Source organism: Pseudomonas sp. KCJK9000 (genome assembly GCF_046230725.1).
GTDB classification, from domain to species: Bacteria; Pseudomonadota; Gammaproteobacteria; order Pseudomonadales; family Pseudomonadaceae; genus Aquipseudomonas; species Aquipseudomonas promysalinigenes.
Window position 1 is genome coordinate 1 of record NZ_JBJJLN010000055.1, and the last position, 24,707, is coordinate 24,707.

Annotated in this window: 18 protein-coding genes; 15 read left to right on the forward strand and 3 right to left on the reverse strand. The window is 61.2% G+C overall.

Annotated features, from left to right (window positions below; genetic code table 11):
- The 3 genes from rnhA to ACK59H_RS19355 all read left to right on the forward strand — a co-directional run.
- On the forward strand, window positions 1-407 hold a 407-nt coding region (gene rnhA, locus ACK59H_RS19345; protein ID WP_409264794.1), incomplete at its 5' end, for a ribonuclease HI.
- 51 nt (window positions 408-458) lie between these two features.
- Window positions 459-1,217 (forward strand): DNA polymerase III subunit epsilon, encoded by a 759-nt coding sequence (dnaQ, locus tag ACK59H_RS19350; RefSeq protein WP_060479313.1) that lies wholly within the window; start codon window positions 459-461, stop codon window positions 1,215-1,217.
- A 155-nt stretch (window positions 1,218-1,372) separates the two neighbouring features.
- The gene (locus tag ACK59H_RS19355) at window positions 1,373-3,622 is read left to right on the forward strand and encodes an Orn/Lys/Arg decarboxylase N-terminal domain-containing protein (RefSeq protein WP_060479312.1); all 2,250 of its coding nucleotides are present in this window, start codon (window positions 1,373-1,375) and stop codon (window positions 3,620-3,622) included.
- Here the strand turns inward: ACK59H_RS19355 and ACK59H_RS19360 are convergent.
- Window positions 3,606-3,824: a hypothetical protein gene (locus ACK59H_RS19360; protein ID WP_060479311.1), complete on the reverse strand. Its 219-nt coding sequence runs from the start codon at window positions 3,822-3,824 to the stop codon at window positions 3,606-3,608. The two genes, ACK59H_RS19355 and ACK59H_RS19360, sit on opposite strands and share 17 nt — an antisense overlap.
- Window positions 3,825-3,980: 156 nt before the next feature.
- Between ACK59H_RS19360 and ACK59H_RS19365 the strand changes: the two genes are divergently transcribed.
- Complete coding sequence (locus tag ACK59H_RS19365; protein WP_060479310.1) at window positions 3,981-4,541, forward strand: NADPH-dependent FMN reductase; 561 nt, start codon at window positions 3,981-3,983, stop codon at window positions 4,539-4,541.
- Window positions 4,542-4,598: 57 nt separating this feature from the next.
- On the opposite strand, the gene phnX is transcribed toward ACK59H_RS19365, so the two are convergent.
- Together phnX and ACK59H_RS19375 are read right to left on the reverse strand one after the other, a co-directional pair.
- Window positions 4,599-5,426 (reverse strand): phosphonoacetaldehyde hydrolase, encoded by an 828-nt coding sequence (gene phnX, locus ACK59H_RS19370; RefSeq protein WP_060479309.1) that lies wholly within the window; start codon window positions 5,424-5,426, stop codon window positions 4,599-4,601.
- 32 nt (window positions 5,427-5,458) lie between these two features.
- A complete protein-coding gene (locus tag ACK59H_RS19375) occupies window positions 5,459-6,565 on the reverse strand; it encodes a 2-aminoethylphosphonate--pyruvate transaminase (RefSeq protein WP_060479308.1) in 1,107 nt (368 codons plus the stop codon).
- Between the two features lie 113 nt (window positions 6,566-6,678).
- On the opposite strand from ACK59H_RS19375, the gene ACK59H_RS19380 reads away from it, so the two are divergent.
- The 11 genes from ACK59H_RS19380 (at window position 6,679) to ACK59H_RS19430 (ending at window position 24,531) form a co-directional block, all read left to right on the forward strand.
- A complete protein-coding gene (locus tag ACK59H_RS19380) occupies window positions 6,679-7,539 on the forward strand; it encodes a LysR substrate-binding domain-containing protein (RefSeq protein WP_060479307.1) in 861 nt (286 codons plus the stop codon).
- Window positions 7,540-7,596: 57 nt separating this feature from the next.
- On the forward strand, window positions 7,597-8,619 hold the full coding sequence (locus tag ACK59H_RS19385; protein ID WP_060479306.1) for an AraC family transcriptional regulator: 1,023 nt from the start codon (window positions 7,597-7,599) through the stop codon (window positions 8,617-8,619).
- A gap of 65 nt (window positions 8,620-8,684) precedes the next feature.
- Entirely contained in the window at window positions 8,685-13,199 is a 4,515-nt protein-coding gene (locus ACK59H_RS19390) for an NEL-type E3 ubiquitin ligase domain-containing protein (protein WP_060479305.1), read from the forward strand.
- A 125-nt stretch (window positions 13,200-13,324) separates the two neighbouring features.
- On the forward strand, window positions 13,325-17,779 hold the full coding sequence (locus tag ACK59H_RS19395; protein WP_409264795.1) for an NEL-type E3 ubiquitin ligase domain-containing protein: 4,455 nt from the start codon (window positions 13,325-13,327) through the stop codon (window positions 17,777-17,779).
- 122 nt (window positions 17,780-17,901) lie between these two features.
- Window positions 17,902-19,548 carry an acyl-CoA synthetase gene (locus ACK59H_RS19400; RefSeq protein ID WP_060479303.1) on the forward strand — a complete coding sequence of 549 codons (1,647 nt, stop codon included), beginning with the start codon at window positions 17,902-17,904 and terminating at the stop codon, window positions 19,546-19,548.
- 13 nt (window positions 19,549-19,561) lie between these two features.
- Window positions 19,562-20,329 carry an SDR family NAD(P)-dependent oxidoreductase gene (locus ACK59H_RS19405; protein ID WP_397467838.1) on the forward strand — a complete coding sequence of 256 codons (768 nt, stop codon included), beginning with the start codon at window positions 19,562-19,564 and terminating at the stop codon, window positions 20,327-20,329.
- Between the two features lie 11 nt (window positions 20,330-20,340).
- Window positions 20,341-21,534, forward strand: a complete 1,194-nt coding sequence (locus ACK59H_RS19410) for an acetyl-CoA C-acyltransferase (RefSeq protein ID WP_060479301.1) — start codon at window positions 20,341-20,343, stop codon at window positions 21,532-21,534.
- 8 nt (window positions 21,535-21,542) lie between these two features.
- Window positions 21,543-22,670 carry an acyl-CoA dehydrogenase gene (locus ACK59H_RS19415; protein ID WP_060479300.1) on the forward strand — a complete coding sequence of 376 codons (1,128 nt, stop codon included), beginning with the start codon at window positions 21,543-21,545 and terminating at the stop codon, window positions 22,668-22,670.
- 12 nt (window positions 22,671-22,682) lie between these two features.
- Window positions 22,683-23,456 (forward strand): enoyl-CoA hydratase, encoded by a 774-nt coding sequence (locus tag ACK59H_RS19420; protein ID WP_060479299.1) that lies wholly within the window; start codon window positions 22,683-22,685, stop codon window positions 23,454-23,456.
- Between the two features lie 289 nt (window positions 23,457-23,745).
- Window positions 23,746-24,150: a TraR/DksA C4-type zinc finger protein gene (locus ACK59H_RS19425; RefSeq protein ID WP_027919101.1), complete on the forward strand. Its 405-nt coding sequence runs from the start codon at window positions 23,746-23,748 to the stop codon at window positions 24,148-24,150.
- Between the two features lie 186 nt (window positions 24,151-24,336).
- A complete protein-coding gene (locus tag ACK59H_RS19430) occupies window positions 24,337-24,531 on the forward strand; it encodes a hypothetical protein (protein ID WP_060479298.1) in 195 nt (64 codons plus the stop codon).
- Window positions 24,532-24,707: the final 176 nt, after the last annotated feature.

The window sequence follows — 24,707 nt, forward strand, 5'->3', positions numbered from 1 at the left end:
AGGGCAACCCCGGCCCCGGGGGCTGGGGCGTCCTGCTGGTCTTCAAAGGCGTCGAGAAGGAATTGTGGGGCGGCGAGCGCGAAACCACCAACAATCGCATGGAGCTGATGGCCGCTATTCAGGGGCTGATGGCACTCAAGCGCGAGTGCGACGTTGTGCTCACCACCGACTCGCAGTACGTGATGAAAGGCATCAACGAATGGATGGCCAACTGGAAGAAACGCGGTTGGAAAACCGCGGCCAAAGAACCGGTGAAAAACGCCGACCTGTGGCAGTTGCCCGATGAACAGGTCAACCGCCACAAGGTGACCTGGAAGTGGGTGCGCGGGCACATCGGCCACCCTGGCAACGAGCGGGCCGACCAATTGGCCAATCGCGGCGTCGAGCAAGTGCGCGCCCAGCGTTGAGCTGCGTTACAATCGCCGCCTCAGTAAACGATGCAAGTTGGAGCGCCCCGCGTGGAGCAGCAGCAAGACAAACGCCTGGTCATTCTCGATACCGAAACCACCGGTATGCCGGTCAGCGAAGGCCACCGGATTATCGAGATCGGTTGTGTCGAAGTCATTGGCCGGCGCCTGACCGGGCGGCATTTTCACGTCTATCTGCAGCCTGACCGCGAAAGCGACGAGGGCGCGATCAACGTCCACGGTATCACTGATGCGTTTCTGGTCGGCAAACCGCGCTTTGCCGATGTAGCCGAAGAATTCTTCGAGTTCATCCAGGGTGCCACCCTGGTCATCCACAACGCTGCATTCGACGTTGGCTTCATCAACAACGAGTTCGCTTTGCTGGGGCAGAGCGACCGAGCTGACATCGCCAACCACTGCACCATCCTCGATACCCTGCTGTTGGCCCGTGCGCGCCATCCGGGGCAGCGCAACAGCCTCGATGCGCTGTGTAAACGCTACGACATCGACAACTCAGGCCGCGAGTTGCACGGCGCGCTGCTCGACTCCGAGTTGCTGGCCGACGTCTACCTGGCGATGACCGGTGGCCAGACCAGCCTGTCGCTGGCCGGTCATGGGGCTGATGCTAACGGTGATGAGCAGGCCACCGGTGGCAGCGAGATTCGCCGCATCGTCGGACGTGCGCCGGGGCGGGTGATCCTGGCCAATGCCGAGGAGTTGGAGGCCCATGCCGAACGGCTGGCGGCAGTTGCCAAGTCGGCTGGCGGGCCCTCGATGTGGCAAACCCTGACTGAGCCGCCTGCCAGCTGATCGGTTTTTTCCACTGGCCTCACCGCGGCCAGGCGCTGTGCCACAGATTTGCTTCTAGGTGCCAATAGCGGGTTTACCCGCGAAGACGCCAGCGCAGTCAAGACAGGGCCGACTACCCTTAACAGGACTACATGTCCTTTGGAGGTAGCAGCCCGATGTACAAGGACCTCAAGTTCCCGATCCTCATCGTTCACCGCGCCATCAACGCCGACACTGTTGCAGGCGAGCGCGTTCGCGGCATCGCCGAGGAACTGTGCCAGGACGGCTTTACCATCATCAAGGCGGCCGATCATGCAGAGGCCCGTTTGGTCGCTACCACCCACCATGGCCTGGCCTGCATGCTGATTGCGGCTGAAGGTGTGGCAGACCATAGCCATCTGCTGCAAAACATGGCTGAGCTCATCCGCCTGGCCCGTTTGCGTGCCCCTAACTTGCCGATCTTTGCCCTGGGCGAGCAGGTGACCCTGGAAAATGCGCCGGCCGAGGCAATGAGCGAGCTTAACCAACTGCGCGGTATTCTTTACCTGTTCGAAGACACCGTGCCTTTTCTGGCTCGCCAGGTCGCGCGCGCCGCGCACAATTACCTCGATGGCCTGCTGCCGCCGTTCTTCAGAGCCTTGGTGCAACATACCGCGCAGTCCAATTACTCCTGGCACACACCCGGTCATGGTGGGGGTGTGGCCTATCGTAAAAGCCCGGTGGGCCAGGCCTTCCACCAGTTTTTCGGTGAAAACACCCTGCGTTCTGATCTATCGGTCTCGGTGCCCGAACTGGGGTCGTTGCTCGACCACACCGGCCCCCTGGCCGAAGCAGAGGCCCGTGCGGCGCGTAACTTCGGGGCTGATCACACCTATTTCGTCATCAACGGCACCTCCACTGCCAACAAAATCGTCTGGCATGCCATGGTCGGGCGCGATGACCTGGTGCTGGTTGACCGCAACTGCCACAAGTCGGTGGTCCACGCCATCATCATGACCGGTGCCATCCCGATCTACCTGTGCCCGGAGCGTAATGAGCTGGGCATCATCGGCCCGATCCCGCTCAGCGAGTTCAGCGCTGAATCGATCCGTGCCAAGGTCTGCGCCCACCCCTTGGCCGCCGGGCGCGAGCCTCGCATCAAACTGGCGGTGGTAACCAACTCCACCTACGACGGCTTGTGTTACAACGCCGAGCTGATCAAACAGGCCTTGGGGACGAGTGTGCAGGTGCTGCACTTCGACGAAGCCTGGTTCGCCTATGCGGCCTTCCATGAGTTCTTCAAGGGACGCTTCGCCATGGGAACTACGCGCAGCGAGACCAGCCCGCTGGTGTTCAGTACCCATTCGACCCACAAACTGCTGGCCGCCTTCAGTCAGGCCTCGATGATCCATGTGCAGGATGGCGCTCAGCGCCAGCTGGACCGCGACCGCTTCAACGAGGCGTTCATGATGCACATCTCCACTTCTGCACAGTACGGTATTCTCGCCTCCCTGGACGTGGCCTCGGCCATGATGGAGGGCCCGGCTGGGCGCTCGCTATTGCAAGAAATGTTCGACGAAGCCTTGAGTTTCCGCCGCGCCCTGGCCAACTTGCGCGAGCACATCGCCGCTGCTGACTGGTGGTTTAGCATCTGGCAGCCATCAGCGGCGCAGGGCATCGAGCAGCTGGCTGTACAGGATTGGCTGCTGCAGCCGAGCGCCCAGTGGCATGGGTTTGGCGAGGTGGCCGGTGACTACGTACTGCTCGACCCGCTGAAAGTGACCTTGGTCATGCCCGGCCTCAGCACCGATGGGGCTTTGGGTGAACACGGCATACCAGCGGCGGTGGTCAGCAAATTTCTCTGGGAGCGTGGGCTGGTTGTGGAGAAGACCGGGCTATACAGCTTCCTGGTGCTGTTTACCATGGGCATCACCAAGGGCAAGTGGAGCACGCTGCTGACGGAGCTTCTGGAATTCAAGCGCCACTACGACGCCAATACAGCCCTCAGTGTCTGCCTGCCCAGCCTGGTCACGGCAGATGCCGGGCGTTATCGCAGCTCAGGGTTGCGCGAGTTGTGCGATCAGTTGCACGAATGCTATCGCGCCAACGCCACCGCGAAACAACTCAAGCGGCTCTTCACCTGCCTGCCACAGGTGGCTATGAGCCCGGCATGCGCTTACGACCAGATGGTACGAGGGGAAGTGGAGGCGGTGCCGATCGAGGCGCTGCTGGGAAGGGTCGCTGCCGTCATGCTGGTACCTTACCCGCCAGGCATCCCATTGATCATGCCGGGCGAACGGTTCACCGAAGCAACCCGCTCGATCCTCGACTACTTGGCGTTCGCCCGTGCCTTCAACGCGGGTTTTCCAGGCTTTGTCGCCGACGTGCACGGCCTGCAATGCGAAGGCGGCCGGTACACGGTCGATTGCATCAAGGAATGCGAATGATCTCAACGCCGCTCTGGGCAAGTTCGAAGCGATTCTCACCCAGGTGGTTGACGCGATCGCCAATAGCCAGGCGATAGGTGGTGATCGGGGCGCCAATCACGCTGCCGTCGGCCTGGAGGGTGGACTCCTGGAACTCGTGGACCGGATAGACACGGCCTTCGGCATCACGGGCGTGGAATTGGCCGACCATTACTGCTGCCATTTGTGGGGAAACCTCTGAATTGCGTACGAAATGTCTTCCCCATAGACCATTGAGAGTGGCAGGAAGTTTTCGCAGGTTGGAAAAAAACTCGGGCGATCGAAAACGGTCATCTATAACTATTCACGTTCCTTTTCCCAGCACAGGATGGATCATGCAATGAGCCAGGTATATTCGGTAGCGGTTGTGGTTGGCAGCTTGAGAAAGGACTCCTATAACCGCAAGGTGGCCCACGCACTTTCGGAGCTGGCGCCGTCCAGCCTCGCCTTGAAGATCGTCGAAATCGCAGACTTGCCGCTGTACAACGAGGATGTCGAGGCCCAGGGCGCGCCAGAGCCGTGGAAGCGTTTTCGCGACGAAATTCGCCGTAGCGATGCGGTGTTGTTCGTCACCCCGGAGTACAACCGCTCGATGCCCGGCTGCCTGAAAAATGCCATCGACGTAGGCTCGCGGCCTTATGGTCAGAGTGCTTGGGGCGGTAAGCCAACGGCGGTGGCTAGCGTGTCGCCCGGCGCCATCGGCGGTTTCGGTGCCAACCATGCGGTGCGCCAGACACTGGTGTTTCTCGACATGCCGTGCATGCAAATGCCCGAAGCGTACATTGGCGGTGCCGCAACCTTGTTCGACGACGCAGGCAAGCTCAATGACAAGACTCGGCCGTTCCTCCAAGGCTTCATCGACAAGTTCGCTACCTGGGTGAAGCTGAACAGATCTGTCTGAACCGTCATCGTTATGGCGCATTGCCGGGGCTACGTGCGAATGCGCCATATCGGCAGTTCAGCAGGACTGGGGCATTACGCCTTCGGCCAGTCGTCGATTGATGTCGGCGATCACCTCGGGTAGTTCATTGATGGTGTCGATCAGGTAGTGCGGCCGGGACCCCGCAAACAGCTTGTGAATGCGCTTGCGCTCGCTGTCGAGCTCTAGCGCGTTCAGCGCCCGGTAGCCTTCCCAGCTCAGCCCAAGGGCATTGCCCGAGCACACCAGCGCTACGGTCCACATCCCAGCGCGCCGACCCTCGAGGATACCTGGTACGGTATCGTCGACTTTTACGCACGCCGCCACATCCTCTACGCCTAGCGCTATTACGTTGGCCAGTGCCTGGGCCGGCCATGGCCGGCCATTGGGCGTTTCGTCGGTGGCCACCACGTGGTCGGCGACGTAGCCGTTTTGCGCTGCAAGCTCCACCACCTTGTCCATGACAACCTTCGGATAGCCCGAGCACGAGCCGATCTTCAAGCCGCTCTGGCGCAGGTGGGTCAGGGTGTGCAGCGCCCCAGGGATCAACGCCGAATGCATGGCGATCTTTTCTATCTGCAGCGGCATGAAGCGATTGTAGATGGCAGTCACGTCATCGTCGGTCGGGGTGCGCCCGAACACCTGGCGGTAGCGCTCGGCGATGTCAGGCAGGTCACACAGGGTACGAATGTGGTCCCATTTGCCCATGCCCATCGGGCCCCTCGCTTGCTCGACGGACACCTGCACGTCGAACTCGGCGAAGGCTTCGACGAAGATCTGGGTGGGGGCGAACGAGCCGAAGTCGACCACGGTGCCGGCCCAGTCGAGGATGGCGGCTTGCAGCTGGGTAGGGTGGCTGTAGTTCATCAGCGCTAATTCCTGAATTGAGGGGGCGAGGGTCAGATGTGCAGCACTTGCATTTCCCGCAGTGCATCGGCCACGGCATTTACCGCCGCCTGCATGCCATCGGCACCGACCACACCGATGCAACCGACGCGGAAGGTTTCGACCTGGGTCAACTTGCCCGGGTAAAGGATGAAACCTTTGGCTTTGACTCGCTCGTAGAAGTCTTTGAACTGGTAGCGGGGATCGCGGGGAGCATGGAAGGTGACAATGATCGGTGCCTGGATGTTGGCGGGCAGGAAGGTGCGCAGGCCAATGGCGGCCATGCCTTGGAGCAGGGTCTTGCAGTTCTCGGCGTAGCGCTGGTGGCGTGCTGGTAGGCCACCTTCTTCGTGGTACTGCTGCAACGCTTCATAGAGGGCGGCGACCACATGGGTGGGCGGGGTAAAGCGCCACTGGCCGGTCTTGGCCATGTAAGCGTGCTGGTCATGCAGGTCCATGGCGAGCGAGTGAGCATTGCCTTGGGCGCCAGCCAAAGCGTTTTTCTCGGCAAATACGAAACCCATGCCAGGCACGCCTTCCAGGCACTTTCCGGAGGCCGCGATGAGTGCTTCGAATGGAATTTCGCGGGCGTCGATCGGTAGCGCGCCGAACGAGCTCATGGCGTCGATGATCAGGCGCTTGCCGTGGCGCTGGACCACCTGGGCTATGTCGGCCAGCGGGTTGAGAATGCCTGTACTGGTCTCGCAGTGGATCAAGGCCACGTGGCTTACTGTCGGGTCACCAGCCAGCAGGCGCTGGACATCGGCAGCTGTGGTCGGCTGATCCTCGCTGGTTTCGAAAACACTGTAGCTGCGGCCCAGCACCTGGCAGATCTTGGCCAGTCGCTGACCATAGGCGCCGTTGATCAGCACCAGCACTTTACCGTCGCGCGGTACCAGCGTGCCGATAGCAGCCTCCACCGCGAAGGTGCCACTGCCTTGCAGAGGCACGCAGTGATGGCTGGCGCTGGCGCCGACAATCGCGAGCAGTTGCTCGCAGACATTGGCCGTCAGTTGGTTGAAGTCGCGATCCCAAGATCCCCAATCCACCAGCATGGCCTGGCGGGTGCGCATCGATGTGGTAAGGGGGCCTGGAGTCAGAAGAACTGGGGCATTGCGCATTGCGTTATTCCTCGCGGGCGCTGGGCAGTAACGATGGGTGGCTAGGTTGCAATCCAGGCTTGTATCAATCAAATTGCTTGTTGTTATCCCAGCTATAAGTCAGGCCGATGAATATGAACCTGTTCCAGTTGCGTGCCTTCGATGCGGTTGCCCGTGAGGGCAGCTTTACCCGCGCGGCAGAGCGGCTGTTCATCAGTCAGCCGGCGGTCACCGGTCATGTCAAAGCCCTGGAGGAGCACTACCAGGTCACCCTGTTGCGACGCACTGCACGTCGGGTGGAGTTGACCGAAGAGGGCATCCGCCTGGCCGCCATCACTCGCGCCATGTTCGGCTTGGCAGAGGAAGCCCAGGCCATGCTTGAGGCCAACAGACAATTACTGACCGGACGCTTGGAAGTGGCTGCCGATGGCCCACATCGGGTCATGCCCATGCTGGCGCAGTTGCGCGAACGCTACCCTGGCATCACGGTGAATCTGCGCCTTGGCAACGCTCAGCAGACACTGGCGGCATTGCTGTCCGAGCATGCCGACGTGGCGGTGCTGACCGAGATAGCGCCTCGCAAGGGGCTTTATTTGCAGCCGCTCTGCCAATCGCGCTTGTGTGCGTTGGTGCCCGCCGAGCATCCCTGGGCCAGCGCTAAAGGCGATTTGCCGCTGGCCGCGCTGCATCAGCAAATCATGGTGTTGCGCGAACCCGGCTCAACCACGCGCCGTACGTTCGATAAGGCGTGCCTGCAGGCGGGCGTGCAGCCAAGGGTGTTGCTGGAGCTGGACAGCCGAGAAGCGGTTACCGAGGCGGTGGCAGCCGAGCTGGGTGTTGGGGTGGTTTCTTCCACCGAGGTGGCCAATGATCCAAGGGTGGTAGCGCGGCCACTGGCCGGTGAGGGGCTGGTCAACCAGCACTGGCTCGGGTGCCTGCAACGGCGCAGCGAATTGCGCTTGATCCAAGCGTTTCTGGGCTTGGCAGCGCAGTGATGGCTGTTTTGCCTGAGGCGGCCTAAGATGGCCGGCAACCCGCCGACAGGAACGTCGATGAGCGACAAAGACACCATTTCCATGCAGCTGGTGCGTGAAGCCTTGCTGCAGACCTGCCCCGCCGCAGAGCCTGACGCCAGCCTGCTGGCCGGGGCCGGCATTGCCTTCGAACATCTTCACCAGCCCCAAGCACGGGTCAGTGCCGAGTCCTATGCCCGCCTATGGCGCTTACTGGCGCGCCGCTGCAACGATGAGTTCTTCGCCATGGACCCGCGAGGCCTGCGCAGCGGCAGCCTAGCGTTCATGTGCCGCGCCAGTATGGGGCAACCAACCCTCGGGGCTGGCATTGAGACCGCACTGACGTTTCTTTCGCTGATGCTGCAGGACATGCAGCCTGGCTTGGTACGCCAGCAGGGCCTGGCCGAAATCGTGATCAATGAGCCACGTGAAGAACCCCGACGGGCCTTCACCTATTTCACTTTCTGGATGATCGTGCATGGCGTGGCGTGCTGGCTTGCGGGGCGGCGTATTCCGATTCTGGCTATCGATCTGCGCTGCGCCGAGCCGCCATTTTGCGATGATTACCGAGTCATGTTCTCCGAAAACCTTCAGTTCATGCGTCCGCGCACGCGCATGATCATTCCTTCAGAGTGCCTGCAATTGCCACTGCGGCGCACTGAGCAAGAGCTGCAGCGCTTTCTGGCCGAAATTCCCGGCAACATTCTGGTCAAGTACCGTGACCCGTCTAGCCTTGGGCGGCGTATCCGTACCGACCTGTTGCAATTGGCACCCGGGCAATGGCCCGATGCCGACCAACTTGCACGGCAGCTGTGCCTGTCAGTCTCGACCTTGCGCCGCCGTTTGGCCGAAGAGGGCCAGACCTACCAAGGCTTGAAAGACAGCGTGCGCCGTGAGTTGGCGATTGCCTGGTTGAGCGGGGACGATGTGGCAATGGGCCAAATCGCCGAGCGTCTGGGCTTTGCCGACAGCAGTTCGTTCTACAAGGCGTTTCGCAAGTGGTTTGGCTGCAACCCTGGGCACTATCGGGCCTTGATTCAGGCTCGACAGACCAGTCATTGATTCCCCCTGCCCGGCGCTTGGCGTGGCGCGCATCTTTGCACGTTTCCCACCCAAGGGTTACCTGCATGCCAATCGCCACCCACCCCGCCAAACTGGCCCATGCGGCCGATCAGTTTCTTGCCGAACGCATGAGCGCCTGGCTTGGTTCGTTGTCAGCACAGCAAGTCATCGATATACGGCAGGCTTACCAGTTGCACATGGCAAGCCAACGCAAGATTGCCGCTGTATTAGCAAGGTTGCAGCCATTGGACGCGTTCGCAAAGCGCATGCTCGAGACCCAACTGGGCAGGTCAATGGGGTTGCACATCGACCTGGCGCGCGCGGTCTGGCGGGAAGAGCGTCGTCAATTCACCCTCAAACCTGATCAATTGCCGGTCGACCACAGTTACTTCGTGCGCATGCCGGCCCTGCAAAAACTGATGCAGAACTTTCAGGCAGGCGAGTCGTTTTACAGCGAGACCGCCTTGGTGTACCCGGCTGAGCAGGCCGCTGGGGCTACGGAGCAGGTTTTGAGCAAAGACAGCGACGGTGTCGTTGAGCTGTGCCGTTCTGTCGATGTGGGCCACCAGTATCAGCAGCATCTGGCGCAGCTGCTGACTGAAAACTTCGCGCGGGAAGTGGCCACCGATATACGCCTGGCCCTGGCTTTGCGAACCGAAATCGCCGCCAGCCGCAGGCTGATACCGTCTGAAGAGCTAAGGGTATTGCGCGACTTGGCACAGGGTCGCTCACCCCGGCATGCAGTGAGCACTGACGTACGTTGCGGCCCGCTGCAGATGCTTAACAGTGTGCTCGATGGTGTGCTGGCAGTGGAGCTCAGCGGCAGCTGGCTGCCCAGCGTCAGTGTGCCGATCGAGGTCAAGGCGGTGAACGGAATATTGCTGGTTATGCCAGACGATCCGGACAATCCGGTTCGGCATTTCGCCACCTGGGGGGCGGTGAACACGCTGCTGTTGGTGTGGATGAAATCGCCAGCAAAAAGACACAAGCTCTTGCAGCGCGTGGCGCTGCAGGATCGCGCGGCGTTTATGCACACACTGAACTTGCGTCTGCTCGATGATGAGCCGGACCTTGCGCCTTCTTTGCAAAGGGTGGACGGAACGTTGTTCGAAACCCTTGCGGCGGCACATTTGGAGCGTATACGCGAGGATGCAAGGTTTCTGGCAGTGCCCAATGCCGATGTCGATGCGCGTCAGTCCCGCGATCGGCTCGCGCTCATGCAGTCGGTTGGGCTTGCTCTGGTGAACCTGGTGGGGCTCTTTGTGCCGGGAGTGGGTCAGCTGTTGTTGGCAGATATGGTCATTAGCACCCTGAGTGAAGTTTGCGAAGGCGTTGCCGATTGGTCGCAAGGCCACCAGCACGAAGCGCTGGAGCATATGCTCGCAGTGGCTGAGTCAGTTGCAGTCAATGCAGCCACAGCGGCGGGCGCCAGGCTTGTAGCGGGAGCCTTCACCCGCAGTGCCTGGGTCGACGGGCTGGAGCCTGTGATCAATGACGAAGGTGAGCAGCGGCTCTGGTTCAATACCCTGGCGCCGTATGTCGATCCCAACCCGCCCTCGCCACTGACGACGCTCGACAATGGCTTGCTCAGTGACGGGACTGACCACTGGTGGCTCCAGCAGGGGGTGTACTACCGAGTGCGGGCTAACAGTGACCAAGGCCCTTGGCGATTACTGGATGCACGCGATCCACAAGCCTTTGGCCCGGCCTTGGAATTCAACGGAGAGCGAGCCTGGCGCCTGACCTACGAACGGCCTCTGGAATGGCAGGGCCAGGCTTTGTTGCTGGGGCGACTATGGCCGCCAGCGCAAGCCTTTACGGATGAGCGAGCTGCCCAGGTGATGGCGGTGGCAGGGGTGGATGAAGCCTTGCTGCGTGGCCTGTTGGTGGAAAATCGACCACTTCCGGTAGCCTTGCGCGATACCTTGGAACGCTTCGCGGTGGATGCCAGAGTCGAGCACTTCCTGGGCGCAGCAGGCAGTGGCGCTGCCGATACCGATGCCGAACTGTGGCAATGGTGCGTCGACCACCTGGGGATTCAGACGCTTGACCTGCGAACGCAAGGCGACACCATCGTGCAGCAGGCTGATGAACTGCGCGAGCCTCTGTTCGAGCACTTCGCCAACGTTTATTGGGCCGATGACCCACAGCGCGCGTTGCTGCAGCGAGACTTTCCTGGCCTGCCCGATGCCTATGCCGTGAGCCTGCTCAGGCACCTGAGCAACGAGCAGCGTGTGGCAATGCGCACGGGTTTGCGCATACCGCTGGCAGTAGCCAAGCAGACACGCCAGTTGCTGCAAGTGGCCCAACTGACCCGCATGCGCGAGGGCTTATACCTTAGGTGCAGCTACCGGGCGGATCAGGTCAGGCTAGTATTTGCCTTGTTGAGCCAGGCCGGGCGGTGGCCTGCAGCACAGCCTTTGGCGTTACACGAACGTTCGGCCACGGGCAGGTTGCTCGCCAGTCTGCACCAGCCAGCGTTGGCTAAACCCTACCCGATACTGGTCAGGGCCGGCGGCAAATTCCGCCTCTTTGGCCCGACACAGGCTCCATTGCACGGCGCGACCGGTGAGCCAGGCGAGCTGCTGGAGCTGCTCCTGAGCTGCCTGAGCGGTGCAGACAAAGCGCGCCTCGGCTGGGCCGGTGCCGACGGTGCGGCGAAACTGCGCAAGGCACTGCAGGGCTGGCTACCACGGCAACGCGAGGACATGCTGCGGTTACTGGGCATGCCTGACGCGGGCGCACCGAGCAACCCAGTCCGGCGCCTGCCCGATGGTCGCATCGGTTACCTGTTGAGCGGGCGGATGACTGGGGGTGGTGGTGCCCAGAACCTGCTGCAGTCTCGCATACGTGCGCTTTACCCCGGCTTCAACGAGGCCGAAGTGCAGATATACCTAGAACTGTTGCTGGAGCGTCCGGGCTCTGCCTATAGCAACCTGCTGCTGCAAGAGCGCCAATACCGCATGTTGGAACAGGCCCTTGCACAATGGGTGAGCCGGGCGCGCGGTGATACCGCCAGTGCCCTGAGGCGGCAGGCCGCGCTGCAGCTTCAGCGCAGTTGGCAGTTGATAGGCGAGCGCATCATCGACCAATGGGATGTGCCCCAAGGGCTTACCCTGAGCCTGCACGACATCCCCTTGCGCAGCCTACCGCATCTGCCGGCCAACACCGATTTCGGCCACGTCGCGCACCTGACATTGATGGGCCTGAGCCTGGATGAACTTCCTGATGGGTTTCTGCGTTGCTTCACTCAACTGCGCTGGCTGAACCTGGGCAACAATGTTTTGACCAGTATCCCCAATGATCTCGCTCACCTTGGCCAGTTGCGCAACCTGCGCTTGGCTGGCAACCAGATCAGCGTCACCGTTGCCGGAGCCAGAGCGCTGGCAAGTCTCACCCGGTTGCGCACCCTGGACCTGAGCTACAACCCTTTGGGGGCCACCAGCGTGCAACTTCAGACAATGCTGCGGCTGGAGGAGCTGAACCTGCGGGGCACCCAGTTGCTGGCGCTGCCCGATGATCTTCAACAGTGTGCCCAGCTGATCGTTGCCGATCTGCGTGACAACCACATCACGGGCGTCTCCGACGCTGTGCTCGCTGCCCCTGAACGTTGGCGCCGTACCCTTCTGCTGGAGGGTAATCCACTGCCAGAGGCTATCAGTCAACGTGTCGGCCGACCGATGCGGGCAATCGAGGCGGGCGCGGGCACGCCACCGCCGACTGCCAGCACGCGGGGTCTGTGGTTGGAGCATTCGGGTGAGCAGTATCAGGCCAGATCAGCGTTGTGGGACGCCCTGAACGTCGAGTCTGGCAGCCAGGATTTTTTCCAGCTGCTGGATGCGTTGACCGGAACCCAAGACTTTGAACGAGTGCCTGCAGACCTGCGCCGTAGGGTCTGGGTAGTGCTAGAGCAAGCCGCAGGCGACACCAGCCTGCGTGATGATCTGTTCAGCCTGGCTGCACACCCGCGTACCTGCATGGACAGTGTGGCGTCGTGCTTCAGCAGACTCGAAGTACAGGTCTATGTGGCGCAGGCGTTGCGCGAAAGCCCGCCACAGGCCGGCCGGCTAGCTCGCTTGGAACTGGCTAGACGCTTGTTCAGGCTTGATCAGGTAGAAACCCTGGCTCGCGAAGACATGCAAGTACGCCGAACTCAAGGCCAGGATGTCGATGAAGTTGAAATGAGCCTGGCCTACCGCATCGGTTTGGCGCGGGTACTGGACTTGCCAGGCCAGCCGCGCACCATGCATTTTCCAGCCCTTTCCGGGGTTAATCAGCACCATTTGGACACCACGGCAATGGCTGTCCGGCACGCCGAGACCACCGACGCTTTGGCGCGGTACGTCAGCCAGCGAGATTTCTGGTTGGACAGCTTGCGCAGCAGCCATGGCCAGCTGTTCAGCGAGGTCGAAGCACCTTTTTGGTCGCAACTGGAAGCCCTGGACAATTCACCTTCGAGCAGCGGCGACTATCTGCTTGCTGCTAACCGCCTGGCGGACGAGCGGCAGGCTGCGGTGAAGGAACTGGCGCTGCGCCTGACCCGAGAGGCTTTGGCCGAGCTGCCTGATCCTGCCAGCTAACCCACCTCTTGCACCATTGGCCCAAGCAGATGGCAGCCCATAGCGGTACCAGGCGTAGTTCCCCCTGCCTGTGGTGCTGCCTGCAACCGACCATGAACGCTTCCCAGTACCCAGCAGGCACTCCCATGACGGATCACCTAATACCCGCGTCCGAATCGACCCTTAGCACTGCTACAGACGCTTTCATAAGTGCACGGCTGCCTGATTGGCTGGCTCGGGCTTCGGCGTCCCAGATTGCCGCACTGCGCAGCCGCTTCACCGAGTACAAGGCAAGCCAGGCACGTGTGCAAGCCCGTACCGAGCAGCTGCTGCCTTTGCATGCATTCGCCGAGCAGCATCTGGCCGGCGTATTGAAAAAGCCTTTGCCCGACGGTGCCACATTTGCGGATCTGGAGTGGCGTGTGGTGACGCCACGCTTTGATATGGGGGCCAATCTGGCACTGCCGACCTACGGGTATGGCGAAGTAAGACGTAATGGTTTGCTGCAGCTGATGAGTAACTTCCCGGCCAATGCTAGCTTTTACGACGGAACCGGCCTGGTGGCGCCCGGCAGTGACCTAGTACTGAGCGGTTCCGCAGCCGAGCTGGTCACGGCGTGCCGCGCGCTTGACGTAGGTGCCAGGTACCAAGCGGAGCTTGATGCGGTGTTCACGCCTGAGGCCCTCGAGCTCTTGGCTCAAGACAAGCGAGCAGCCCTTAAGCTTGCTTGCAAAGTTGCTGCTCTGAAGGGGGATATCAGCGGCGCCGAGGAACTTGCATTGAGCGAGATAGGCCAGAGCGACGCCGAGAAGTTCGAGGGCGGCTTGCGGGCTTACCCTGGGATGCTGCACGTACTTGGGCGGCCAACCGCCGAGGGGTTGTTGATTGTATTGCGCGACCAAACGGGCTTGGTCAGGGGCGTTGTGCTGTACCTGCCTGGCGACCCAGACAAGGCGCTTCGGCGCTTCGATACTCTGGATGCGCTGAATGAGGCGATGGCGGCCCAGCTGGGCAGCCAGGCCTATAGGCAGTATTTCAGCCAGCTGATCGGCGTGGACCAGCGGCCAGGTTTCATCATGACCCTTGGCTTGCGCCTGCAGGATGCCCACCCGGACTTGCAGCTCAAGGGGCTAGCTGCACAGGGCGAATTGTTCGCGGCGATGGCGACCCTGCAGGTTGCGCACGTGAAAAATGATGCCCGCCTACTGCTTGTACCCAGCGCCGATGCTCAGGCCGCCGCTTCACGTGCAAGGCACGAAGCTTGGCAGTCGGCCGGATTGGACTTGCTCAACCTGGCCGGCTTCTTCATCCCGGTGGTGGGTGCATTGCTGTTGGGACAGTTGGTGGTGCAAACCTGTTCGGAAGTTTTCGAGGGGATAAGCGATTGGTCCAGGGGCCATCAGCATGAAGCCCTGGAGCACTTGCTGAGCGTTGCCGAAACTGTGGCGGCTGGCGCTGTGACCGTGGCCGGCGTCAGCTACCTGCGCAATGCATTCATCGCGGGGTTGGAGCCTGTGAGCCTCGGGCACGGGCGCAGTCGCCTCTGGCACTTCGACGCTACCAATTACCAAAGCGTGCCAGGCAACATCGATCTGCTCGAAGATGGACGCTATGGCTATAAAGGGCGCCGCTGGATGCGTATGGACGGGCGCTACTACGAGATGCATCGACCACAATCTGACGGGCCGTACCGCTTACGCCATGCCTCCACGAGCGGTGGCTATGGGCCGATGGTGCTGCACAACGGCGAGCGCAGTTGGCGGCTGCTGCGTGATCAACCGCTGACATGGCAGGGGCCTGAGCGCATGCTCGATGTGTTATGGCCGCAGCATCCCCCCATCGAGGCGCGCCAGGCCACGCAAGTGATGCAGGTTGCCGATGTCGACGAAGATGCACTGCGCGGTATTCTGGTTGAGAGTCGGCCAACGCCTGTGCATCTGAGGCAGACCCTGCGAGCCTTCCAGGCCCATGCGCGGGTTGGCACATTCTTCGAGCATGTACGCGCCCAGACCCTGACGGCTTCGGACATTGAGTTGTTGACATGGTGCGAGGGCCAGAATCGTGCTGGCGGAGGGTTGGACCACGTGCTAGCCGACGAGGCCTGGCTGCGCCCGCAACTGTTCAGCTACCTTACCGGGCAACCGTTCGCCGAAGACCCGATGACAGCACTGGTGCACCGGGATTTTCCCGGTTTGCCCTCAGCCTATGTCAGCGAAGTGGTTAGCCAGGCAAGTGATCTTGAACGCGAAATGGCCCGTGTCGAAAGGCGATTGCCGTTGCAGTGTGCAAAGAATGCGCGGGCACTGTTGCGCCTGGCCCGTCTGACCCGAGGCTTGACCGGCCTGTATTTGAGCACCGCCTACAGCGATGTGACAGGTGAGCTGGTGCTGACCTTGCTCGATAGCTTTGACCTTCAGGGGCTGGACATCGATTTGCGTGAGGGGGCACTGGATGGGCGCTCGATCAAACACCTGGGCAGTGGTGGGCAAACCGAGCAGGAGCGCAGGCTGGTGTGGCATGAGGGCACCTTCACGGTCTACGACGGCCGTGGTGAGGCACTGCGCGCCACGCTTGGCGACCCAGGTTGCGTTTTCGAGGCTGTCGCTGCGGCACTCACGCCTGAGCAACGAAGCGCAATGCAAATCGCAGGCAGCGCTTCGGCGAGCCAGTTGCGTGAGCGCCTGCTCGCTCGGCTGCCCGCTACCCATTGGGGCATCACGCGTATGCTGGGGTGGCCCGAGCAGGGTAGCTGGGCCAACCCAGTGCGCCGCCTGGAGCATGGGCGCATAGGCTACCCGCTGAGCGGCCGCCCTGGCGGTCTTGGCAGTCGACAGCAAGCGACTGTTCGCGATCAGTTACGTGCTCTGTACCCAAGCTTGACTGAACAAGGGCTCGACGACGAGCAGGCGCGCCTGGCACAGGGGCCGCAGCCTGTGTTCGAGCGGCTGGTGCAATTGCAGGATGATCACGAGCAGTTGATTGAACACTTGAACCGTTGGGTGGGCGCCGAACTGCAGGAAAGCCAACAAGCTGCGCGCAGGTTGACCGCGGACAGCATCCTGCGGGCGTGGCGGCTTCAGGCTGAAGCCAACCCCTCTGACCAAGGGCAGCGTTTGCTTCTTGCTGGAGCGCACCTGAGAACGTTGCCAGCTTTGCCACCACAAATTGAATTTCATCGCATCACGGCACTGTGCCTGCGCGATTCGCCGATTAACGAGATCCCGGTCGATTTCCTGCGACCATTCAGTGCTGTGACCGACTTGAACCTGAGCAGCAACCGTTTGCTGCGCCTGCCGCTGGGGGTGGGTTATCTGCCGAGCATTCGCGTGTTGCGCCTGGCGCACAATCAAATTCGCCTGGATGCCGCTACCGTCGAGGTGCTTCATAGCTTGCCCGAACTTGTTCATCTGGATCTGAGCTACAACCCTCTGGAAGCGTTGAACTTACGCTTCAACCAGCTTTCCCGTCTCGCCACCCTGAACTTGCGCCACTGCCGATTGGGCGCCTGGCCGCAACGCCTGGAGCTATGTGGGATGCTTGAGTGCGCGGACTTGCGCGACAACCTGCTGCGCGACGTACCGCAAGAGATCCAACTGATGCCCTATGGGTTTCGCCGTGCGTTGTTGGTCGAGCGCAACCCTTTGCCTGTCGCACAGCTTCGAAACCTGTATGCATTGGACGTCATTGAGGTACATGGGCACCCATCAGAATCGTTTCCCGCCGTGGACCTGCCAAGCGCCAGAGCGCTGTGGGCGGAGCACCCGACCGCGCAGATTCAAACAACACGGGAGGCATTGTGGCAACGCTTGCAGGAACAACCCGGCAGCGACGCATTGTTCCGTCTGCTAGCGCGGTTGCAGTTCACGGCTGACTATCTACACGCCGGTGCTGGGCGTGAGGCACTGATGGAGGGTGTTTGGACGCTGTTGGGGGCGCTGGACGGCGATCCTGTGCTTTGCCGCCAAGTATTTAGCCAGGCCGATGTGCCACTGTCGTGTTCGGACGCCGTCGCCAGCCAGTTCAGTGCGCTGCAGATATGGGTCAGGCAAGCGCTGGCGCAAACCGCAAATGGGCACCCTAGTGCGCAGCTGGTGGAGCTTGGCAGGCAACTGTTCCGCTTGGATCAGCTGCAATCGGCAGCCTACCGTGAGGCCCGGCAACGGTCGGCCGCCGGGCAAGTCGTCGATCAGTTGGCAGTCGACTTGGCCCTCAGGGTTGGGCTGCGTGAGCGCTTGAACTTGCCGGATCAACCCCGAGCCATGCGCTATCCCGACTCAGCCCAGCTGACACAGGCCCAGGTCGATGGCGTATTGCAGCGAGTGAATCGCGCGCAGACCCTGGAAGCCCTGACCGATAGCCTGAGCCGTCGTGATTTCTGGCGTCATTACCTGCGCCAACGGCACGCCCGGATGTTTGAAGCCATCGAGGCGGACTACACCCAGCGTATCCTCAGGGTGCAAATTCAACAGCCAGCTTTGCCTGCGGCTGCTCGTCATGACCAGGTCGAGAACCTACAACTGCTCAAAGATGCCGAGACGCAGCGCCTATTCAGCGGCTTGACGCAGTCTTATCTGCGTGCGGCAGAGCGTCAGAATGCCTAGCAGAATGCGGCCAAACCGGTCATCCACTTTGACAGGTTTGACCATTGCCGCGGCGATTGGGCGGCGCGAACATCGTTGGACCGATGGTTTCACTCCAACAACAATAATCCAGGAGTCCAACGATGCGCGATTACGCTGAGGCCATTCGAGGGTTCGACCTTGGCCAGGCAGCCAGTAGTGCCTTGCATGGCAACTTCGATTCGCTCAATGCCTGTGTTGAGTGTTGCGATCGCCATGCCGGCCAAGGCGCGCTGGCGTTGATTCACGAGGATCGTGATGGCAACACCACGCGCTATACTTTCGATCAGCTCAAAACACAGGCCGGCCGTTTTGCCACTGTGCTCAAGGCCCAAGGGGTAGGCCCAGGTGACCGGGTCGCAGGCTTGATGCCACGCACTGCTGAGCTGCTGGTTACCATTCTCGCCACCTGGCGCCTTGGCGCCGTATACCAGCCTTTGTTCACTGCATTCGGGCCTAAGGCCATCGAGCATCGCCTGCAGCAGTCCGGCGCCCGAGTCGTGGTCACTGACCAGACCAACCGCGCCAAGCTCGATGATGTGGACCAATGCCCGACAATCATTACCGTCAAAGCCCGTAGCGCCGAGTTGGACTTCCATCAGTGCCTTGAGGCTGCATATGAGCAGTGCGAGCCAGTAATGCGCTCAGGCGACGACCCCTTCCTGTTGATGTTCACCTCAGGTACCACAGGGCCGGCTAAGCCTCTGGAGGTGCCGCTACGAGCGATCGTCGCGTTTCAGGGCTACATGCGCGATGCGGTTGAACTGCTGCCAGATGACAATTTCTGGAACCTGGCCGATCCGGGCTGGGCCTATGGCTTGTACTACGCGGTAACCGGGCCCTTGTCGCTGGGGCACGCCACTACCTTCTACGATGGCCCGTTCAGCGTCGAGAGCTGTGCGCGCGTCATCGACAAACTGAACATCACCAACCTGGCCGGCTCGCCCACGGCGTACCGCCTGCTTATCGCCGCTGGCAGTGCATTCTCGGCACCTATCAAGGGCCGCTTGCGGGTGGTCAGCAGCGCTGGCGAGCCACTCAATCCAGAAGTCATCCGCTGGTTCCGCGACGAACTGGGCGTGACCATTCACGACCATTACGGCCAAACCGAACTGGGGATGGTGCTTTGTAATCATCACGGCCTACAGCACCCGGTGCACTTGGGATCGGCCGGCTTCGCCATTCCTGGCCATCGCATTGTGGTACTCGACGAGCAGGGCTGCGAGCTACCGGCCGGTCAGCCCGGCATCCTGGCGGTTGATCGCGAACAGTCACCGCTGTGCTGGTTTGGCGGGTATCACGGCCTGCCGACCAAGGCATTCAAAGGCAAGTACTACCTGAGCGGTGACACCGTAGAGCTGAACCCGGACGGCAGTATCAGCTTCGTTGGCCGCAGTGATGATGTGATCACCACCTCCGGTTACCGGGTTGGCCCATTCGACGTTGAAAGCGCGTTGATCGAACACCCGGCGGTGATCGAGGCGGCCGTGATCGGCAAGCCCGACCCGGAACGTACCGAGTTGATCAAGGCCTTCGTGATATTGGCCAGCGGCTATGAGCCCAGCCTCGGGCTTGAGGAAACCCTGCGCCAGCATGTGCGCCAGCGCCTGTACGCCCACGCGTACCCGCGAGAAATCGAATTCGTCAGTGAACTGCCCAAAACCCCGAGCGGCAAGCTGCAACGCTTCATCCTGCGTAACCAGGAAGTCGCCCAAAACATTGCGCAACAGGCCACCCCTGCCAGCGCCTGAAAGGAAACCCATCATGCACATTGCCAATAAACACTTCATTGTCAGCGGCGCGGCCTCCGGGTTGGGCGCTGCGACTGCGCGGATGCTCATCGATGCAGGCGCCAAGGTCATGCTGGTCGATCTCAATGCCCAGGCTGTCGAGGCCAAGGCCCGTGAGCTGGGTGACAATGCCCGCTTCGCCGTTGCAGACATCAGTGATGAACACGCGGCCCAGGCAGCGATCGACGCTGCGCTAGGTGCCTTTGGTGCCTTGCATGGGCTGGTCAACTGCGCCGGTATCGTCGGCGCCGAAAAGGTGCTGGGCAAACAGGGGCCCCATGGTCTTGCCAGCTTCGTCAACGTCATCAATGTCAACGTGGTTGGCAGCTTCAACCTGCTGCGCCTGGCTGCAGCGGCAATGGCCGACGCGCCTGCAGATGAAGGGGGCGAGCGCGGCGTGATCATCAACACCGCCTCTATTGCCGCCTATGACGGCCAGATTGGCCAAGCCGCCTATGCAGCCTCCAAGGGGGCCATTGCCAGCCTGACATTGCCAGTTGCTCGCGAACTTGCGCGCTTCGGCATCCGGGTGATGACTATCGCACCGGGCATTTTCGAAACACCAATGATGGCGGGCATGAGCGATGAGGTGCGTGCTTCGCTTGCCGCCGGCGTTCCGTTCCCGCCGCGCCTTGGCCGCCCGCAGGAATACGCGGCACTGGCCCGCCACATCATCGAGAACAGCATGCTCAACGGCGAGGTCATCCGCCTCGACGGCGCATTGCGCATGGCTGCCAGGTAAGGAGAGCGAACATGTCCATCACCCACGATCCAATCGTAATCGTCAGCGCCGCACGCACGCCCATGGGCGGCTTGCAAGGCGATCTCAAGAGCCTGACTGCTGCCCAGTTGGGCAGTGCAGCCATTCGCGGCGCAGTAGCGCGCGCGGGCATCGAACCTGCCAGTGTCGAACAGGTGCTGTTTGGCTGTGTGCTGCCTGCCGGGCAGGGCCAGGCACCGGCACGCCAAGCGGCGCTGGGCGCCGGGCTGGGCAAGCACACTACCTGTACTACTTTGAACAAGATGTGTGGCTCGGGTATGCAGGCGGCCATCATGGCCCACGACCTGTTGCTGGCCGGTAGTGCTGATGTGGTGGTGGCCGGCGGCATGGAGAGCATGAGCAATGCACCTTACCTGCTGGAAAAGGCGCGTGGCGGTTACCGTATGGGGCACGGCAGAATCATCGACCACATGTTCATGGACGGTCTGGAAGACGCCTACGACAAAGGCCGCCTGATGGGGACCTTTGCCGAAGACTGTGCCCAAGCCAACGGATTTAGCCGCCAAGACCAGGACCAGTTCGCCATCGCCTCGCTGACCCGCGCTCAGGAGGCGATCAGTAGCGGACGTTTTGCCGCCGAAATCGTGCCGGTGGAGGTCACCGAAGGCAAGCAGATACGCGTCATCAAGGACGACGAGCAACCACCCAAGGCGCGCCTGGACAAGATTCCTCAGCTCAAGCCGGCCTTTCGCGATGGAGGCAGCGTGACCGCAGCCAATGCCAGTTCGATCTCGGACGGAGCCGCCGCATTGGTGTTGATGCGTCGATCCGAAGCCGACAAGCGTGGCATCAAACCGCTGGCGGTGATTCACGGCCATGCTGCCTTCGCTGACACCCCAGCGTTGTTCCCCACAGCACCGATCAAGGCCATCGACAACCTGATGAAGCGCACAGGCTGGAATCTGACTGACGTCGACCTGTTCGAAATCAACGAAGCGTTTGCGGTGGTCACCCTGGCGGCCATGAAGCAGCTCGACCTGCCTCACGACAAGGTCAATATCCACGGCGGCGCTTGCGCCCTGGGTCACCCAATCGGCGCTTCGGGCGCGCGTATTCTGGTGACACTGCTGTCGGCCCTGCGCCAGAACAATCTGCGCCGCGGTGTGGCTGCCATATGCATCGGCGGTGGCGAAGCCACGGCCATGGCCGTCGAATGCGTGTACTGAGGTGAGCCATGCTGGTAACTGACGAGCAACAACAGATCGCCGACGCGGTGAGGGCTTTTGCCCAGGAACGCTTGAAACCATTTGCCGAGCAATGGGACAAAGAGCACCGCTTCCCGAAAGAGGCTGTCGCAGAGATGGCCGAGCTGGGCTTGTTCGGGATGCTGGTGCCTGAGCAGTGGGGCGGCAGCGACACCGGTTATGTAGCCTATGCCATGGCGTTGGAGGAGATCGCTGCGGGTGACGGCGCCTGCTCTACCATCATGAGCGTACACAACTCGGTGGGTTGTGTGCCGATCCTGCGGTTCGGCAGCGAGCAGCAGAAAGCACAGTTTCTCACGCCGCTGGCCAGCGGCGCGATGCTTGGGGCCTTTGCCCTGACAGAGCCGCAGGCGGGTTCCGATGCCAGTAGCCTTAAGAGCCGAGCACGCCTTGAAGGTGATCATTATGTGCTCAGTGGCAGCAAGCAATTCATCACCTCGGGGCAGCACGCAGGTGTGGTGATCGTGTTCGCCGTGACCGACCCCGCTGCCGGCAAGCGCGGCATCAGCGCCTTCCTCGTGCCTACCGATTCGCCGGGCTACCAGGTGGCGCGTGTCGAAGACAAGCTCGGCCAGCATGCCTCCGACACCTGCCAGATCGTCTTCGACAATGTTCGCATACCGGTGGCCAATCGCCTGGGCGAGGAGGGTGAGGGCTACAAGATTGCTTTGGCAAACCTGGAAGGCGGGCGTATCGGTATCGCCTCGCAGGCAGTGGGCATGGCCCGGGCGGCGTTCGAAGTCGCGCGCGACTATGCCAATGAGCGGCACAGCTTCGGTAAACGGTTGATCGATCATCAGGCAGTGGCCTTCCGCCTGGCCGACATGGCAACCCAAGTTGCCGTGGCGCGGCAGATGGTGTTGCATGCTGCAGCGCTTCGAGACGCCGGGCGCCCAGCATTGGTGCAAGCCTCAATGGCCAAGCTTTTTGCCTCTGAAATGGCCGAAAAGGTCTGTTCGGATGCCTTGCAGACCCTTGGCGGATATGGCTACCTGAGTGACTTTCCGCTGGAGCGGATCTACCGCGACGTTCGGGTCTGCCAGATCTACGAAGGCACCAGCGATATTCAGCGCATGGTCATTGCGCGCAATCTGTGAAGGAGAGACTGCATGGCATTTGAAACCATCCTGTTGGACATACACGGCAAGGTCGGCCTGATTACCCTCAACCGTCCGCAGGCGCTAAACGCACTGAACGCGCAGATTGTCGGCGAGATCAACCAGGCGCTGGACCAGCTGGAGCGGGATCCGAACATTGGCTGTGTGGTGTTGACCGGCTCTGCCAAGGCCTTTGCCGCCGGTGCCGACATCAAGGAGATGGCTGAACTGCACTACCCGCAGATATACGTCGACGACCTGTTCACCGATGCCGATCGCATCGCCAGCCGGCGCAAACCGATCATCGCCGCTGTGTCCGGCTTCGCCTTGGGCGGTGGCTGCGAACTGGCCATGATGTGCGACTTCATCATCGCTGCCGACAATGCCAAGTTCGGCCAACCGGAAATCAACCTGGGTGTGTTGCCGGGCATGGGCGGCACTCAGCGCTTGACCCGGGCAGTTGGCAAGGCCAAGGCCATGGAGCTTTGCTTGACTGGTCGCCTGATGGGGGCTGAGGAAGCCGAGCGTGCTGGGCTGGTAGCGCGCATCGTGCCGCAGGCAGAGTTGCTGGAAGAAGCGCTGAAAGTGGCCGCGACCATTGCCAGCAAGTCGATCCCGATCAGCATGATGGTCAAGGAAAGCGTCAACCGTGCCTTCGAGGTCACCCTCAGCGAGGGCGTGCGTTTCGAGCGACGTGTGTTCCATGCAGCCTTCGCCACCGCTGACCAGAAAGAAGGCATGGCGGCCTTCATCGCCAAACGCGAGGCGCAGTTCGAAGATCGCTGATCTCGACACCTCGCTATCCAAGAGCAATGCCTGTGTATTGAGCGCCACGTTATCCTTCGGGAACGCGTGGCGCGTTGCTTTATGTAACCGTTTCGAGTGCCAGCTGGCGGATTCCAGTACTTTTCGGGCAATTTCCCCCGTGATTGCTGTTGCTCATGGCGGCTTGGCGCCTTAGACTGCCGCCCCCTGTAAAAGAGTGCCAGTTGGCGCTTGAAGAATTCCGTTGCCGGTGCCGAGGCTCCGGCGGCACCTGAATCGCCCAAATGCACATTTTTTCATAGAGAAATCGATGACCAAGGAACAGTTGCTGGCCATGTCGGCCGATGACTACATGAACGCTGACCAGCTGGCTTTCTTCGCTGGCCTGCTGCAGGCGATGAAAGTCGAAACCCATGAACGCATCGAGTTGAGCCGTGCCACCATCGAAGGCCTCGATACCCCTTCGGATCCTGCTGACGTAGCTTCGGTCGAAGAAGAGCGTAGCTGGCTGGTCAATGCCATCGACCGCGACCAGCGCTTGCTGCCGCAGCTTGAAATGGCCCTGGATCGTATCTCGGACGAGAGCTTTGGCTGGTGCGATGACAGCGGTGAGCCGATTGGTCTGAAGCGTCTGCTGATCAGCCCGACCACCAAATACTGCATCGAAGCCCAGGAGCGCCACGAGCAGCTCGATCGTCATCAGCGTCAGGTCTGATCCGGCGCAGTGTGCCAAGCCCCATGGAGAAATCCCTGGGGCTTTTTGCGTTTGTGCTGGGCCAAAGCTCGCAAGATTTATTGCCTCAGGCGTAACACTGCTATACCGGGATGCGCTGTTTCGTCAACGGACCAGGGCGTATCATGACCTGATTGTTAGGGTGCTATCTAAGTGCCGGAGGGCGTGATGAACAGCCAAGTCAATGTTGCGGTGATGATCGGTTCAGGTGTGCCTACGGGCATGCAGATACAGGGCAAGCGGGTGGGTTGGGTCGTTTTGGTGAATGGCGAGCGCCGTGGTACAGCGTTCGCCACCCGTGGCGAGGCTCTGGAGTGTCAGGCTGCGTGGCGTGAGCTTCTGCAACGAGGGTATGCAGCCTGAGCGCTTTCAGGCTTCGAGGCTGCGGGCCAGCGCGCAGGCATCGCGATGCAGACGGCGGAAGCCTTTGACGCGGCCTGTGGCGCTTTCGGTGACGTGAAAGAACTCGATCCCTGCGGGTATGACGACGAATCGTGGCCTGTAGCACACGCAGGTTCGGTAAGAAATGTTCTTTACCT